Annotated in this window: 15 protein-coding genes and 1 riboswitch; of the genes, 6 read left to right on the top strand and 9 right to left on the bottom strand. The window is 74.3% G+C overall.

What is annotated here, in order from left to right; all coding sequences use genetic code 11:
• Positions 1 to 58 precede the first annotated feature (58 nt).
• From DQ244_RS13895 to DQ244_RS13885, 3 genes are read left to right on the top strand one after another with little or no spacing between them, the layout of a single operon-like run.
• Positions 59 to 1603, top strand: coding sequence for an NAD(P)/FAD-dependent oxidoreductase (locus DQ244_RS13895; RefSeq protein ID WP_113812098.1), 1545 nt, complete (start codon positions 59 to 61; stop codon positions 1601 to 1603).
• Positions 1600 to 2541, top strand: coding sequence for an alpha/beta fold hydrolase (locus tag DQ244_RS13890; protein WP_113812097.1), 942 nt, complete (start codon positions 1600 to 1602; stop codon positions 2539 to 2541). The genes DQ244_RS13895 and DQ244_RS13890 overlap by 4 nt, the downstream gene beginning before the upstream one ends.
• Before the next feature lie 10 nt (positions 2542 to 2551).
• Positions 2552 to 3166, top strand: a complete 615-nt coding sequence (locus tag DQ244_RS13885; protein WP_113812096.1) for a TetR/AcrR family transcriptional regulator — start codon at positions 2552 to 2554, stop codon at positions 3164 to 3166.
• Here DQ244_RS13885 and DQ244_RS13880 read toward each other — a convergent pair.
• A complete protein-coding gene (locus tag DQ244_RS13880; protein WP_233491397.1) occupies positions 3163 to 3924 on the bottom strand; it encodes a 1-acyl-sn-glycerol-3-phosphate acyltransferase in 762 nt (253 codons plus the stop codon). The genes DQ244_RS13885 and DQ244_RS13880 overlap by 4 nt on opposite strands.
• Positions 3925 to 4036: 112 nt before the next feature.
• Here DQ244_RS13880 and DQ244_RS13875 point away from each other — a divergent pair, with 112 nt between their 5' ends.
• Positions 4037 to 4855, top strand: coding sequence for a carboxylesterase (locus DQ244_RS13875; RefSeq protein ID WP_113812095.1), 819 nt, complete (start codon positions 4037 to 4039; stop codon positions 4853 to 4855).
• Positions 4852 to 5532 carry a hypothetical protein gene (locus DQ244_RS13870; protein WP_113812094.1) on the top strand — a complete coding sequence of 227 codons (681 nt, stop codon included), beginning with the start codon at positions 4852 to 4854 and terminating at the stop codon, positions 5530 to 5532. The genes DQ244_RS13875 and DQ244_RS13870 overlap by 4 nt, the downstream gene beginning before the upstream one ends.
• A gap of 17 nt (positions 5533 to 5549) precedes the next feature.
• Here DQ244_RS13870 and DQ244_RS13865 read toward each other — a convergent pair whose 3' ends face one another.
• From DQ244_RS13865 to DQ244_RS13850, 4 genes are read right to left on the bottom strand one after another with little or no spacing between them, the layout of a single operon-like run.
• Positions 5550 to 6536 carry an ROK family glucokinase gene (locus tag DQ244_RS13865; protein WP_113812093.1) on the bottom strand — a complete coding sequence of 329 codons (987 nt, stop codon included), beginning with the start codon at positions 6534 to 6536 and terminating at the stop codon, positions 5550 to 5552.
• Entirely contained in the window at positions 6533 to 6844 is a 312-nt protein-coding gene (locus DQ244_RS13860; protein WP_113812092.1) for a hypothetical protein, read from the bottom strand. Before DQ244_RS13860 ends, DQ244_RS13865 begins: the two co-directional genes overlap by 4 nt.
• Positions 6841 to 7989: an ion transporter gene (locus DQ244_RS13855; protein ID WP_113812091.1), complete on the bottom strand. Its 1149-nt coding sequence runs from the start codon at positions 7987 to 7989 to the stop codon at positions 6841 to 6843. The genes DQ244_RS13860 and DQ244_RS13855 overlap by 4 nt, the downstream gene beginning before the upstream one ends.
• Positions 7990 to 7994: 5 nt before the next feature.
• Complete coding sequence (locus DQ244_RS13850; RefSeq protein ID WP_113812090.1) at positions 7995 to 8426, bottom strand: SRPBCC family protein; 432 nt, start codon at positions 8424 to 8426, stop codon at positions 7995 to 7997.
• Between the two features lie 153 nt (positions 8427 to 8579).
• Between DQ244_RS13850 and DQ244_RS13845 the strand changes: the two genes are divergently transcribed.
• Positions 8580 to 10373 (top strand): long-chain fatty acid--CoA ligase, encoded by a 1794-nt coding sequence (locus tag DQ244_RS13845; RefSeq protein WP_113812089.1) that lies wholly within the window; start codon positions 8580 to 8582, stop codon positions 10371 to 10373.
• Between the two features lie 43 nt (positions 10374 to 10416).
• Here the strand turns inward: DQ244_RS13845 and DQ244_RS13840 are convergent, their stop codons facing one another.
• From DQ244_RS13840 to DQ244_RS13825, 4 genes are all read right to left on the bottom strand, one after another.
• Positions 10417 to 11541, bottom strand: coding sequence for a glycosyltransferase family 4 protein (locus tag DQ244_RS13840; protein WP_113812088.1), 1125 nt, complete (start codon positions 11539 to 11541; stop codon positions 10417 to 10419).
• Positions 11538 to 12821: a M48 family metallopeptidase gene (locus tag DQ244_RS13835; protein ID WP_113812087.1), complete on the bottom strand. Its 1284-nt coding sequence runs from the start codon at positions 12819 to 12821 to the stop codon at positions 11538 to 11540. Before DQ244_RS13835 ends, DQ244_RS13840 begins: the two co-directional genes overlap by 4 nt.
• 98 nt (positions 12822 to 12919) lie before the next feature.
• Complete coding sequence (locus DQ244_RS20095) at positions 12920 to 14008, bottom strand: C40 family peptidase (protein WP_113812086.1); 1089 nt, start codon at positions 14006 to 14008, stop codon at positions 12920 to 12922.
• Between the two features lie 16 nt (positions 14009 to 14024).
• Positions 14025 to 14200, bottom strand: a riboswitch (cyclic di-AMP (ydaO/yuaA leader).
• A 163-nt stretch (positions 14201 to 14363) separates the two neighbouring features.
• Positions 14364 to 14699, bottom strand: a complete 336-nt coding sequence (locus DQ244_RS13825) for a hypothetical protein (RefSeq protein ID WP_113812085.1) — start codon at positions 14697 to 14699, stop codon at positions 14364 to 14366.
• Between the last annotated feature and the right edge of the window lie 58 nt (positions 14700 to 14757).

Below are 14757 nucleotides of genomic sequence, written 5' to 3'. Positions count from 1 at the left end.
CAGCCGTTGTAGCTTGTTGAGCGTTGCTCAGCAAGCCGGAGGAGAGGAGCAGACCGAGGTGACCAGCACGATCGAGACGCGGGCCGTTCCCTCCCCGGGGGCGGCCGCGCAGCCGACCCGCGAGGTGCGCGTGGCGGTGATCGGCACGGGCTTCGCGGGCCTGGCCATGGGGATCAAGCTGCGGGAGCGCGGCGAGACCGACTTCGTGCTCCTGGAGCGGGCCGACGACGTCGGCGGCACCTGGCGCGACAACACCTACCCGGGCGCGGCCTGCGACGTGCAGTCGCACCTGTACTCGTACTCCTTCGCGCCGAACCCGGACTGGGGCCGGTCCTACTCCGAGCAGCCCGAGATCCAGGCCTACCTCCAGCGGACGGCCGCTCGGTACGGCGTGCGCGAGCACTGCGTGTTCGGCGCCGACGTGACCGCCGCCCGGTGGGACGAGGGCGAGCGCCGCTGGCACGTCACGACGACGGCCGGGAACTTCCGCGCCCGGGTGCTGATCTCCGCGGCCGGCGCGCTGGCCGACCCGACCTACCCCGCGATCCCGGGCATCGAGTCGTTCGAGGGCACGGTGATGCACTCGGCGCGCTGGGACTCCTCGCACGACATCAGCGGTGAGAAGGTCGCCGTCATCGGCACCGGCGCCTCGGCCATCCAGGTCGTGCCGGCGATCCAGCCGCAGGTGGAGAGCATCACCGTCTACCAGCGCACGCCGGCCTGGGTCGTGCCCCGCACCGACCACCCGGTGAAGCCCTGGGCCCGCCGGCTCTACCGGCTGCTGCCCGGCCTGCAGCGCGCCATCCGCGGGGTGCTCTACGCGTTCCGCGAGTTCCTCGTGCTCGGCATGGCCAAGCAGCGGATGTTCCTCAAGCCGGTCGGCGCGCTGGCCAAGGCCCACCTCGAGCGCCAGGTCCGCGACCCGAAGCTGCGCGAGGCGCTGACGCCGGACTACACCATCGGCTGCAAGCGCATCCTGATCAGCAACGACTACTTCCCCGCCGTCGCCGCCCCCAACGCCGAGCTGGTCACCGCCGGCATCGCGGAGATCCGGCCGCGCTCGATCGTGTCGGAGGACGGCATCGAGCGGCCGACCGACACCCTGGTCCTGGCCACCGGCTTCCACGTCACCGACCTGCCGATCGCGGAGAAGATCTGCGGTCGCGAGGGCCGCACCCTGGCCGAGGTGTGGGAGGAGGGGATGGTGACCAACCGCAGCGCCGCCGTCGCCGGCTTCCCGAACATGTTCCTGCTCGTCGGCCCGAACGTGGGCGTCGGCCACACGTCGATGGTCTACATGATCGAGTCGCAGGTCTCCTACGTCGACGACGCGCTGCGCACCATGGAGACCGAGGACCTGGCCGTGCTCGAGACGACGCCGGAGGCCCAGGCCGCCTGGCGCGAGCTGATCGCGGAGAAGTCCAAGGGCACCGTGTGGCTCGCCGGCGGCTGCGCGAGCTGGTACCTGGACAAGCACGGGCACAACAGCACGCTGTGGCCCGACTTCACCTTCCGGTTCCGCAAGCTGACCAAGCAGCTCGACCGCGAGAACTACGTCGGCGTCCCCGCCGGGGCGCCCGCGAGCACGGAGGAGGCGGCATGACCGCGACGCTCACCCGCACCGTCTGCAAGCGCACCGCCGCGGTCACGACCCCCGACGGCGCCCAGCTGCACGCGACGGTCGAGGGCGCGGAGAACGCCCCGGTGACCGTCGTCCTGGCCCACGGCTGGACCTTGTCGCAGGCCGCGTGGGACGACGTCTCCACCCTGCTCTCCGACCGCGTCGCCGAGGGCGCCCTGCGCCTGGTCCGCTACGACCAGCGCGGGCACGGCCGCTCCACCTGGGGCGACACCGAGATCACCATCGACCAGCTGGGGAACGACCTGGCCGAGGTCATCGACCAGCTCGTGCCCGCGGGGCCGATCGTGCTCGGCGGCCACTCCATGGGCGGCATGACCATCATGTGCCTGGCCGCGGCGCGACCGGAGCTGTTCGGCGACCGCGTGCTCGGCGTCGCCCTGGTGGCGACCTCGGCCGGCGACCTGACTTCGGACCCGAGGTCCGCAGGCGGCCGGATGGCCAAGGTGCGGCCGGGGATGCTCTCCGCGCTGCTCGCCGGCGCCCGCGTGCTGGAGAAGCTGCGCAACCTCGTGCCGCCGACCTCCCCGCGGCACCAGAAGATGGTGCGCGGGCTGCTCTACGGCGCCGACGCCACCGACGAGATGGTGCTCGAGGGCGCGAAGATCATGCACGCCTCCACGCTGCGCTCCTTCTTCGAGTTCATGCCGGCCCTGGGCGACCACGACAAGCGCGAGGAGCTGGCGGCGCTGTCCCGCGTGCCGGTGGAGATCTTCGTCGGCGACAGCGACAAGCTGACGCCGGAGCGGCACGCCCGCCACCTGGCCGAGGTGCTGCCCGAGGCCCGGCTGCACCGCGCCGAGCGGACCGGGCACATGGTCACCCAGGAGCGCCCGCAGCTGGTCGTCGACGGCCTGCTCCGGCTGGTGCGCGAGGCCTCGGGCGGCGGGAGCGCGAACTGAGCGGCGCACCGTGACGGCGTCGTCCCGTCCCGCGCACCCGCGCGAGCGGCGCACGGCGGGCGACCGCCGGGCGCAGCTCGTGCAGATCGGGCTCGAGCTGCTGCCGACGACCCCGGTCCAGGAGCTCACGATCGACGAGGTCGCCCGCCGCGCCGGGATCAGCCGGAGCCTGCTGTTCCACTACTTCGCGAACAAGCGCGAGTACTACACCGCCGTCACGCGGGCGGCGGCCGACCTCCTGTGGGAGCACCTGCTCCCGGCTCCGGGCACCCCGCCGGAGGAGCAGGTCACCGGGATGCTCGACCGGTACGTGGGCTGGGTGGAGACCTTCCGCGAGTCCCACCTGGCGTTCGTGCGCGGTGCGGCGGGCGGCGACCCGTGGGTGTCGGAGGTCTACGCCGACACGCGTCGCCGGCTGGTCGAGGTCGCGCTGGCGGCGCTGGAGCTGCCCGACGACGCCCTGCGACGGCAGCTGGTCCTCGCCTGGTTCGCCTTCACCGAGGACCTCGTGGGCCAGTGGGTGCACGAGCCGACGACGACCCGCCCCGAGCTGCTCGACCTGCTGCGCGACGTGCTCCGCGGCCTCGTGGGCGACCGCCCCGCCCTGCTGCGCGCGGGCCGCTAGCCCGCGAGCGACGTGGGAGCGCGGTCGGCGGCCTCGGCGGCCGGCGGCTGCAGGGTCGCGATGGCCTCGTTCGCGCTGGCGCCGGTGGCGTCCATCGACTTCTTCACCGTGGCGCCGTAGACGTCGACGTACTCCTGGCCCGACAGCGTCATGATCTCGTACATGATCTCGTCGGTGATCGACCGCTCGACGAAGCGGTCACCGGCCAGGCCCTCGTAGCGGGAGAAGTCCAGCGGCTGCCCGAAGCGGACGCGCACCCGGGTGAGCTTCTTGCCGAAGGGCAGCTTGCGGGAGCTGTAGACCATGGCGACCGGGACGACGGGGACGCCGGTCTCCAGCGCCATCCGGGCCACGCCGATCTTGCCGCGGTAGAGCCGGCCGTCGGGCGAGCGGGTGCCCTCCGGGTAGATGCCCAGGAGCTTGCCGTCGCGCAGGGTGCGGATGCCGGTCTGGATGGCGTTCTCGGCCGCCGAGGCGCTGGAGCGGTCGATCGGGACCTGGCCGGCGCCGGTGAAGAACGCCCGCTGCAGGAAGCCCTTCACCCCCGTGCCGGTGAAGTACTCGGCCTTGGCCAGGAACGTGACCCGCCGCTTGAGCTGCATGGGCATGAACACCCAGTCGGCAGCCGACAGGTGGTTGCTCGCGAGGATCGCCGCGCCCGTCGCGGGCACGTTCTCGACGCCTTCGGCCGTGGGGCGGAAGACGACCCGCGCCGGCGGGCCGATCGCGACGAACTTGAGGAACCAGTAGAACAACACGCCTCCCTCGGGGACTGCCAGACTAGGGAGCCTGGGTCCCGGATCACAATCCGGTCCCCACCGTGACGTACCTGACACCCCGGCGTCCCGCCGGACGCCGAGGAGGAGAACCGTGCCCGGAACGACCCCCACCCCCGAGGTCATGCCAGGCGCCGAGGCGTTCGAGTTCCCCGGCGGGGACGGCCCCGACGGACGCACCGGGGTGCTGCTCGTCCACGGCTTCACCGGCACCCCGATGAGCATGCGTCCCTGGGGCGAGGCCCTGGCCGCGGAGGGCTTCGCCGTCAGCTGCCCGCTGCTGCCGGGGCACGGCACCCGCTGGCAGGACTGCAACGCCAGCACGCACGACCAGTGGACCGCCACGGTGGAGCGCGCCTTCGACGCCCTCGCCGCCCGCTGCGACCGCGTCTTCGTGGCCGGCCTCTCGATGGGCGGCACGCTCGCCACCCGGCTGGCCCAGGTCCGCCCCGACGACGTCGCCGGGCTGCTGCTGGTGAACCCCGCGCTGCTCACCCAGCGCCTCGACGCCAAGCTCCTGCCGCTGATCGCCCGGCTCACCGGCAGCTGGGCGCCGATCGCCAGCGACATCAAGAAGGCCGGTGTCACCGAGCTGGCCTACCCCAAGCTGCCCACGCGGGCGATGATGCAGCTGCGCGGCCTGTGGGCCCTCACCCGCGCCGACCTCGGCCGGGTGACCGCCCCGGTGATCGTCTTCCACAGCGCGGTGGACCACGTGGTCGAGCCGGTCAACAGCACGATCCTGCTGGCCGGGATCGGCAGCACGGACACCGAGGAGGTCGTCCTCCACGACAGCTACCACGTGGCGACCCTGGACAACGACGCTCCGCTGATCTTCTCCCGCTCGGCGGAGTGGATCCGGGCGCACGTCCGGGCGGGCGAGCCCGACACGCGGCCGGCCGAGCACCGGTGACCGATCGACGGGGACGGGGCCGCCGCGACAACGGCCTCGACGCGACGCTGTGGTTCCCCCTGCGCGACGTCGACCCGCGGGTCGGTGAGCACCTGCTCGACGTCCTGGAGGCGGTCGGCATCGCCGCCTACCTCGAGCCGTCGGCCGACGTCGGCCCCTACACCCGCGAGGTCTCGCTCCCCAGCCCGCCCTCGGACCGGCTCTTCGTCGACCGTTCGCGCCGCGAGGAGGCCCGCGGGGTGGTCGACCAGCACGCCGACGAGCACCCGGCCTCGCCTCGACCGGTGGCCCGGGCGCCCCGCCGCGAGGTGGACGAGGACGCCGAGTGGCAGCGGATCGTGGCCGCGTTCGAGGCCGAGCACGGCCGCACCGTCGTCGGCGAGCAGCCCTCGGATGCTCCTCCGCCGGTCCCGCACGAGGTCCCGGTCCTGGACCGCCCCGACGAGCACTACGAGCCGCCGACCCCGCCGCCGCTCCCCGTCCCGGCCCCGGCCGCCCTCTACGCCCTGCTGCTCGTGGCCGCCGGCGTGCTGCTCATCGGCGTCCCGTCGGTGCTGGGGCTGTCCGCCGACGTCGGCCTGGTGCTCGGCGTCGCCGTGGTGGCCGGCGGGGTCGCGATGCTCGTGGCGCGGATGCGCGACCGCTCCGACGACGGGGACGACGGCGCCGTCGTCTGAGGGCTGCTGCTCGACCCTCAGGCCTCGCCCTCGGCCACGGCCTTGCGCACCAGGTCGGCCGCACCGACGATGCCGGCCTGCGCGCCGAGCGCCGCCGCGACCACGCGCGGGCCGGGCCGGAACCCGCGACCGGGGAGGGCGCGGTCCAGCCGCTCGCGCGCCGGCCGCAGCACCATCTCGCCGAGCACGCTGACGCCACCGCCGATCACCACGACCTCGGGGTCGAGCACGGCGGCGAGGTCGGCGATGCCCTGCCCGAGCCAGTAGCCGACCTCGGTCACCAGCTCCAGGGCCAGCGGGTCGCCGTCGTAGGCGGCGCGGGCCACGTGCTCGCCGGTCAGCCGGTCGGGCTCGCAGTCCACGCGCTCCAGCAGCAGCGCCGCGGCGGCGGGCGAGGTGCGGGCCACCTCGCGGGCGGTCTGCCCGAGCGCGGTCCCGCTGGCGTACTGCTCCCAGCACCCCCGGTTGCCGCAGGCGCACAGCCGGCCGTCGGGGACGACGCGCATGTGCCCCCACTCCCCCGCCACCCCGTGCGAGCCGCGGCGCAACCGGCCGTCGAGGACGATCCCGCCGCCGATGCCGGTCCCGAGGGTGATCATCAGGGCGAGGTCGGAGCCCCGGGCCGCCCCGTAGCGGTACTCGGCCCAGGCGGCCGCGTCGGCGTCGTTGCCCACCCACAGCGGGCGCTGCAGCCGGGCGCCGAGGTCCTTGCGCAGGGTCGAGTTGCGCCACGCCAGGTGCGGGCTGAACAGCACCGTGTCGCCGGTGCGGTCGAACCACCCGGCGGCGCCGACCCCGACGCCCACGAGCTCGCCGTCGTGCCCGGCGGCCAGCTCCTCCACGACCGCGGCGATGGCGTCCTCGGTGTCGGTGACCGATGCGCCCGGCGTCGCGCGGCGGGCCGTCGCGAGGATGGTGCCGTCGGGGGCGACCAGGCCGCCGGCCACCTTGGTGCCACCGATGTCGATCCCGAGCGCGGGCAGGCTCCCCACGTCGTCGGTCACGCGATGTCGATCCGCTGCACCTCGGGCTCCTCGGCCGGCGCGCTCGGCTCCTCGGTCGCCCGCGGCCGGGAGGCGCCCGCGTCGGCCGCGAAGGCGCGCAGGGCGGCCGCTGCCGTCGTCAGGAGGTCGGCGACGGCCTCGGTGACCTCCGGCCGCTCGCCGCGGAGCACGGACGCGGCCTGGCACACCGGGCACCACGAGCAGTCGGGCGCGTGCCCGTCCGCCCCGGCGCCGGAGGCGTTCTCGGGGCCGCGGACGGCGTCGAGCAGGCGGCGGGCCTGGTCGACCCAGTCGGCACCGCTGGTCATGAGGTCCTCCCCTCGGCCGCCAGGAGGTCGGCCGGCCACTGCTGCGGATCCGGGCGGAAGCTGACCACGAGCCGCGCGGTGGCGGTGCCGGGGTCGGCGAGCCGCCCCCCGGTCACCTCGCACCGGCGCAGCAGCGAGTCCAGCCGCAGCGAGCGCCGATCCTCCCCTACGCCGACCACGAGGTCATCGCCCCACCGGGTCAGGGCGATCGCGCCGCGCTCGGCGAAGGGCAGCGGCACCGACAGCTCCCAGCCACCCTCGACCCGTCGCGGGGCGGGCGCGGCCGGTCCTCCGGAGGACGGCAGGTCCAGCCCGTCGAGCAGCGCGAGCGCAGCCGCTGCGTCGGCGGGCCCCTCCGGCGTCTCCCGCACCGCGTGCACGGGAGCCAGCTCGGCCAGCGCGCGGAGCGCCGCCTCCTGCGCGGCGGCGCGGTCCCGCCACCAGTCCTCCGGTCCTCCGGCGGGCAGCGCCCGGACGACGACGGCGGCGGGATCCAGCCCGTGCAGGCCGAGCACCGTGGTCGCGCGGCGCAGCGCGGCGGCGGCCGGGCCCCGGGCCTCGCCGGTCAGCCAGACCGCCGTCCCGGACGCGTCGGCCAGCCGGTCGCCGCGCAGCAGGCCTTCCAGGGCCGGCAGTGCGCCGATGACCGCGTCGACGGGGCCCGGGCGCACGGTGCCGGCCGAGACGCCCGCCGTCCGGACCGCGGCGAGGGCGCGGACCGAGGGCGGCAGCAGCTGGTCCAGCCACCAGCGCAGCGTCCCCGGGAGCGCGGCCAGGGCGAGCCCGTCCGCGAGCGGTCCGGCGTCGACCACCACGAGGTCGGCGTCGGCGGAGCCCAGGGCCGCCAGCATCGCCAGGTCGCCGGCGCCGGGCAGCGGCACGACGGAGGTGGCCGGGGGCAGCGTCAGGTGCGGGAGGAGCCCGGACAGCGTCCGCGCGTGCGCCGCCCACAGCTCCCCGACCGCCCGCGGACCGCCGACCGGGCGGACGGCGAGGTGCGGCTCGTCGTCCAGACCCGCCACCGGCGGTGTGCCGCGGGCGAGCAGCAGCGTGTCCCGGCCCGACCGGGCGGCCCGGAGCGCGGCGGCGGCGGCCACCGTCGAGGTGCCGGCCCCGCCGGGACCGGTGACGAGCAGGGTGCGCACGCCGCTCAGCTCTCGACGCGCTTCTTGAGCTCCTTGAGCGCGGTGTCGAGGATGACCTTCTCCGCCTTGCGCTTGATCATCCCGAGCATCGGGATGGAGAGGTCGATGGTGATCGCGTAGGTGACCTCGGTGCGCCCGTCGCTCTCGTTGAGGGTGTACGAGCCCTCCTGGCGGCGCTGCATCTGGCCCGTCACGAGGGTCCAGGAGACGCGGCGGTCGCCGTCCCAGGTGTACTCGAGGACGTAGTCGTCCTTGACCGCACCGGCGTCCAGCACGAAGTGGACGCGGCGGGCACGGCCGTCGTCCCCGGTCTCGGTGACCTCCACCTTCTTGGCGGCGGCCACCCACTGCGGATAGGCGGGGAAATCGGCGATCACGGCCATGACCTGGGCCGCAGGCGCCTCGACGACGATCGACTGGGTGGACTGGTCCGCCATGGCAGCAGGCTAGCCGCTCGCGGCGGACCCGGGAGTCCGGACTGTGGCCTCGGCTACTCCCCGGTAGGAAGAGCCGCTAGATTGACGCCGACGTCCCCAGGTGGGGTCGCGGGCGACGGTGCCCGGCGACGGCCGGGGAGGAGAGGACCGGGCGTGCGCGAGTTCAGCGTTCCAGCGACCTACGAAGTGGGGGCCGACGAGGCCCTGACCGACATGCTCACCGCCAACGTCGCCGACCACGGCGGCGAGGTGGGCCTGCGCCGCCAGGTGGACGGGCGGTGGACCGACGTCACGTGGAAGCAGTTCGGCGAGGAGGTGCGCGGCGCCGCCAAGGGGCTGATCGCCTCCGGCGTGGCCGCCGGCGACCGCGTGGCGCTGCAGGCGAAGACGCGGTACGAGTGGACCGTCCTCGACTTCGCCATCTGGACCGCGGGCGGCGTCGTCGTCCCGATCTACGAGACCTCCAGCGCCGACCAGGTCGCCTGGATCCTGTCCGACTCCGGCGCGACCGCCGCCGTCGTCGAGCGCGACGAGCACGCCGAGGCGATCGCCTCCGTGCGCGACCAGGCGCCGGACCTCAAGACCGTGCACGTCATCGAGGACGGTGCCCTCGAGCAGCTGACCGCGGCCGGCGCCGACGTCCCCGACAGCGAGCTCGACGCCCGCCGGGCCACGCTGAACGCCGAGAGCCTCGCGACGCTGATCTACACCAGCGGCACCACCGGCCGGCCCAAGGGCTGCGAGCTGACGCACGGCAACTTCCTGTTCGAGATCGGCAACGGCATCACGCTGCTCGACCGCTTCATGAGCGTGCAGGGCTCGCTGCTGCTGTTCATCCCGCTCGCGCACGTCCTGGCCCGCGTCCTGCAGGTCGGCGCGGTCAAGAACCGCACGATCATCGGGCACACGCCGGACGTGAAGAACCTGGTCGAGGACCTCGGCGAGTTCAAGCCGACCTTCGTCCTCGCCGTCCCCCGCGTGTTCGAGAAGGTCTTCAACCAGGCGAAGGCCAAGGCCGAGGGCGACGGCAAGGGCAAGATCTTCGACAAGGCCGCCCAGGTGGCCATCGACTGGTCCCGCGCCCAGGACACCGGCGGTGCCGGGCTGGGCCTGAAGGTCCAGCACGCGCTGTTCGACAAGCTGGTCTACGGCAAGCTCCGCGCCGCGCTGGGCGGCCGGTGCCTCGGTGCCATCTCCGGTGGGGCGCCGCTCGGCGAGCGGCTGGGCCACTTCTACCGCGGCATCGGCGTGACCGTCTTCGAGGGCTACGGCCTGACCGAGACCACCGCCGCCGCGTCGGTCAACCACGACGAGGCGCTGCGCATCGGCACCGTCGGTCGCCCGCTGCCCGGCGTGGAGTTCCGGATCGGCGAGGACGGCGAGGTGCTCATCAAGGGCGGCATCGTCATGCGCGGCTACTGGAAGAACGAGGACGCCACCAAGGAGGCGATCGACTCGGAGGGCTTCTTCCACACCGGTGACATCGGCGAGCTGGACAAGGACGGCTTCCTGAAGATCACCGGCCGCAAGAAGGAGATCCTGGTGACCGCCGGCGGCAAGAACGTCGCCCCGGCCGTCCTCGAGGACCGGCTCCGCGCCCACCGGCTGGTCAGCCAGTGCATCGTGGTCGGTGACCAGAAGCCCTTCATCGGCGCGCTGATCACCCTCGACGAGGAGGCCCTCCCGCAGTGGCTGGAGGGCAAGGGCAAGGACAAGAGCCTGACCGCCGAGCAGCTGCGCGAGGACCCCGACGTGAAGGCCGAGATCGAGTCCGCGGTCAAGGACGCCAACAAGGCGGTCTCGCAGGCCGAGGCGATCAAGAAGTACACGATCCTGGCCACGGACTTCACCGAGGACAACGGGATGCTGACCCCGAGCCTCAAGCTCAAGCGCAACGTCGTCATGAAGGAGTTCGGCTCCGAGGTGGAGAAGCTCTACACGCGCTGACCCACCACCACCGAGCCCCGTCCCGCGATCCGCGGGGCGGGGCTCAGTGCTTCTCGAGCAGCTCGGCGAAGGTGGCGGCGATCGAGGCCCAGGACCACCGCTCCTCCACCCAGGCCCGCCCCGCCGTCCCCATCGCCCGGGCCCGCGCCGGGTCGTCGAGCAGCCCTGACAGCGCCACCGCCACCGCCTCGGCCGACCGCGGGTCCACCACGAGGCCCGTGACGCCGTCCTGCACCGCCTCCGGTGCCCCGCCGGAGGTCCCGGCCACGACCGGGCGCCCGGTGGCCGCCGCCTCGAGGAACACCATGCCGAGGCCCTCGACGTCCAGTCCCCCGCGGCGGGTCCGGCAGGGCATGGCGAAGACGTCGCCGGCCGCGTAGTGCGCCGGCAGCTCGTCGTGCGGCACGGCGCCGGTCAGGACCACCGAGTCCTCCAGTGACCGGGAGGCCACCGCGCGGCGCAGCGCCCGCTCGTCCGGTCCGCCACCGACCAGGAGCAGCCGGGCCCCGGGGTGCCGGGCGAGCACGCGCGGCCAGGCGTGCACCAGCACGTCCTGGCCCTTGCGTGCCACCAGCCGGGAGACGCAGACGACGACCGGGGCGTCGCCCAGGCCCCACCGGCGCCGCACTCCGGTGCCGTCGACGTCAGGGGTGAACCGCTCGACGTCCACCCCGGGTGAGAGCTGGGCCAGCCGGGTGCGGCCGGCCAGCGCCGGGGCGAGGCGGTCCCGGGTGTACTCGCTGATGTAGGTGAGCACGTCGAGCCCGCCCGCGATCCGCTGCATCACCTGCCGGCTGCCGGGAAGGGCCACCCAGCCGGTCTCGTGACCGTGGGTGGCGCCCACCAGGTGCCGCACGCCGGCGGCCCGGAGCGTCGGCGCGAGCAGCCCCAAGGGCGCCGCGGCGCCGAAGAACGCGGTGTCGCAGCCGTGCCGCCGAGCCAGGTCCACGGCGGCCCGGGCGGTGGCGCGGGTGGGCAGCAGCATCCCGGTGGGGCGCCGGACGACCGGGTAGGGCAGCGCGGCGTCGTGCTCGGCCGACCCCGGGGAGTCCGACGCCAGCACGACCAGGGACTCCGGCGGACGGCGTTCCAGGAGCGCGGCGACGAACGTCTGGATCCCGCCCTGCCGCGGCGGGAAGTCGTTGGTGACCACCAGCGTGCGGCTCACCGCTGGTCCTCCAGGCGCTGCCAGTCCTCCGCCATGGCGATCCGCTGCGCGACGGTCGGATGGCTGCCGAAGAACCAGTGCCAGGCAGCGGGCGGGTCGGGGTCGCCGAGGTTGGTCGAGGCCAGACGCCGCTGCATGGCGATGAAGGCCTCCGGGTCGCGCGTCAGGTCGAGGGCGTGCACGTCGGCCCGCGCCTCGATCTGCCGGGAGACGACGTTCTGCACGGGGGTCCCCAGCAGCCCCCCGACGGTCACGAGGAAGAGCATCAGCGGGACGACCCGCGGATCGCCCGGGGAGTCGGCGCCGGCCCGCCGGAGCAGCGGCCCCCAGGACAGCAGCCAGCCGGCGAGGGCGGTGGCCGCCCCGGCGCCGAGCGCACCCATCAGCGTGCCGGTGAGCACGTCGTCGTTGGCCACGTGCCCGAGCTCGTGGGCGACGATGGACTCGATCTCGTCGTCGGGCAGCCGGTCGAGGAGCGTGTCGTAGACCACGACCCGCCTGGTGGAGCCGAAGCCGGACACGTACGCGTTGAGCGCCGTCGTGCGCCGCGAGGCGTCCGAGACGAGGACGTCGCGCACCGGCGTGCCGTTCTCCTCGGCCAGCGCGAGCAGGTCGCTGCGCAGCTCGCCGGCGGGCAGCGGCTCGAACCGGTTGAACGCCGGCTCGATGACCACCGGGTAGAGGAACGACCCCACGAACACCAGCCCGACGGCGGCCACGCCCGACCACGCCCACCAGGTGCGCGGGGCGCGCCGGATCAGCCAGAGCACCGCCAGCACCACCAGCGCGGTCAGCGCGGCGCTGATGGCCACCGAGACGACGACGTCGCGCAGCCAGAGCCCCCAGCTGCGCGTGGAGAGCCCGAACCGGTGGCGGACCACCTCGGCGTAGGCGGAGACCGGAAGGGTCACCAGCCGCCCGACGAGGATCAGCGCCGGGACGCCCAGCAGGACCTGCGCCCACCAGCGCCCGCCGACCCGGTCGCCGGCGGCGCGCAGCAGGCCGCTGCCGAGCCGGGTGAGGCCCAGCAGCGCCGACACCGCCAGGCCCAGCAGCAGCGACAGCAGGGACGCCGGCCGCAGGGCCGCGGCGAACGCCTCGGCACGGTCGAGCTGGGCGGCGGAGAGCCCGGCCGCGGGATCGGGTTCGGTGGACCCACCGGGCGGCTCCGGCAGCACGACCCACGGGGTGCGGACGGCGACGACGACCAGCGCGGCGATCCCGAGCGCGGCCGCCACCACGAGCGCGACGCGAGCGGCCGGTCGTGCTCCCGTGCTCACGCGGCGATCCTAGGAGGCGGCGTCCCCGGACCCCGCGACGCCGAAGGGCCGGCGCCCCCCGGAGGAGGCGCCGGCCCTTCGGGCGGTGCGATCAGCTGTCAGCCGGCGATGCGGCGGGCGTGCGTGAAGTCGCCCTTCATCGCGTTGAAGCTGGCCACCTTGACCGGCTGGCTGGAGGTCGAGGCGTGCACCATCTGGCCGTTGCCGATGTACATGGCGACGTGGCTGGTCGGTGAGTAGAAGAACAGCAGGTCACCCGGCTGGAGCGCGTTCGCCGGCACCGCCTGCCCCATGCCCGCCTGGCTCTTGCTCGAGTGCGGCAGGCTCACACCGGCCGCCGCGTACGCGTAGGAGGTCAGGCCCGAGCAGTCGAAGGCGTTCGGTCCGCCGGCGCCCCAGACGTAGGGGTCGCCGACCTGGGCCAGCGCCGTGTCGACCGCCTTCTGCGCCGCGGCGCTGGAGGCGACCACGCCGCTGGGCGCGGGCAGGGCCTCGCCGCCGCCGTGCGCCTGCGCCACGACCGCCTGCTGCGGTGCGCTGAGCGCGTCGTACTGGCGCTGGAACTCGGCGATCTGCCCCTCGAGCTCCTTCTGCTGGTCGGCGATCTCGTCGACCTGCTCCTGGGCCTCGGCGGCGGCGCGGTCGGCGGACTCGCGAGACTGCTCGGCGCCCTCGGCCACGACCGAGACCTCGGCGAGCACCTCGTTGGTGTAGCCGGCGATGGCGTCGAGCGTGCCCATCTGGGACACCAGGTCCTGGGCGGAGTTGCTGGTCAGCAGCACGTCGAAGTGCGAGGTGGCGCTGCCGGTGTAGGCGCTGCGGGCCAGCTGGCGGATCTGCCCGTCGAGGGCGTCGAGACGGCGCTGGGCCTCGTCGGCGGCCTCCTCGGCGGCGCGGGCCGCGTCCTGGTGGCCGGCGAGCAGCACGCGCGCCTCGTTGAGCTGCTCGGCGACGACCTCGAGCCGGTGCTCGGCGTCGGCGACCCGGGCGGCGGCCTGGTCGGCGGTGGTCGCGTCACCCGGGACGGCGGTGGCGGTGCCGGGGAGGACGGTCAGCGTCAGGGCGGCGGTGGCGCCGACCAGCAGGCTCGTGCGCAGCGGCCCGAAGCGGCGTCCACGAGCGGAGCCGGCCAGGCGATCGGTGTGGAGCTGTCCACGGGCGTGCGTCAGTGCGTGAGGGGTCGCCACGAGCGGCGGCTCTCCGTTTCTTCCTCTGCAACCGCCTACCGAGTTAGCTGACGGGTTCGGGCTGGGAAGACTGGCCCTATCCCCCGGACCGGCGAGCCGGCCGCGGAGGAACTCACCCCAGGACTGCGGTGGGTCCCCGGTTCACTCGGGCGCCGGTGCTGCGCGCCGTCCGTGATTCGGCGGTGTCTGGTCGAGGTCACCCCTCTGCGGGTGACGACCGCTCGACCGAACGGCGACGACCCTACGACCGTGATCCGGATGTGACAAACGGGGGCAGAGATTTTCGTGTGATGCACATCCCGGCTGCTCAGGCGCGCCTGCGCCGTGCTAAGGGCTCCCGCGTGTATGCGCCGGATCAGCCGATCCGGCGGTCACGAGGGGTCTCGCCGGACCCGTCGCGGTGCCGCAGGGGCGGCACCAGCCCGCACTCGGCCAGCGCCCGCACCGCACGCCGTTCCACGTCGTCGAACTCCACGACCACACCGGGCGGGGGGACGACGACGTCCTCCGCGGCGGCCTCGATCGGGGTCCCGGCCGTGATCTCCGCCGGGCCGACGCGCGGGCGCCCGGTCATCGGGACCACCACCGGGTCGACCCCCTGCCATCCCGGGGGCGCACCGAGCAGGACGGTGACCACGCAGTCGGCGCAGCCGGTACCCCGGGCGGTGCAGGTGTCGCAGTCGATCAGCATCGCTTCTTCTCCTCCGTGAGTCGTTCCGCACGGTAGGAGGGGCCACCGACAATTCCGG

Origin of the sequence: Blastococcus sp. TBT05-19 (assembly GCF_003319095.1) — a bacterium.
GTDB lineage: Bacteria > Actinomycetota > Actinomycetes > Mycobacteriales > Geodermatophilaceae > Blastococcus.
Note: the sequence above shows the minus strand (reverse complement) of the source record. Positions and strands in the feature narration are given on the sequence as shown.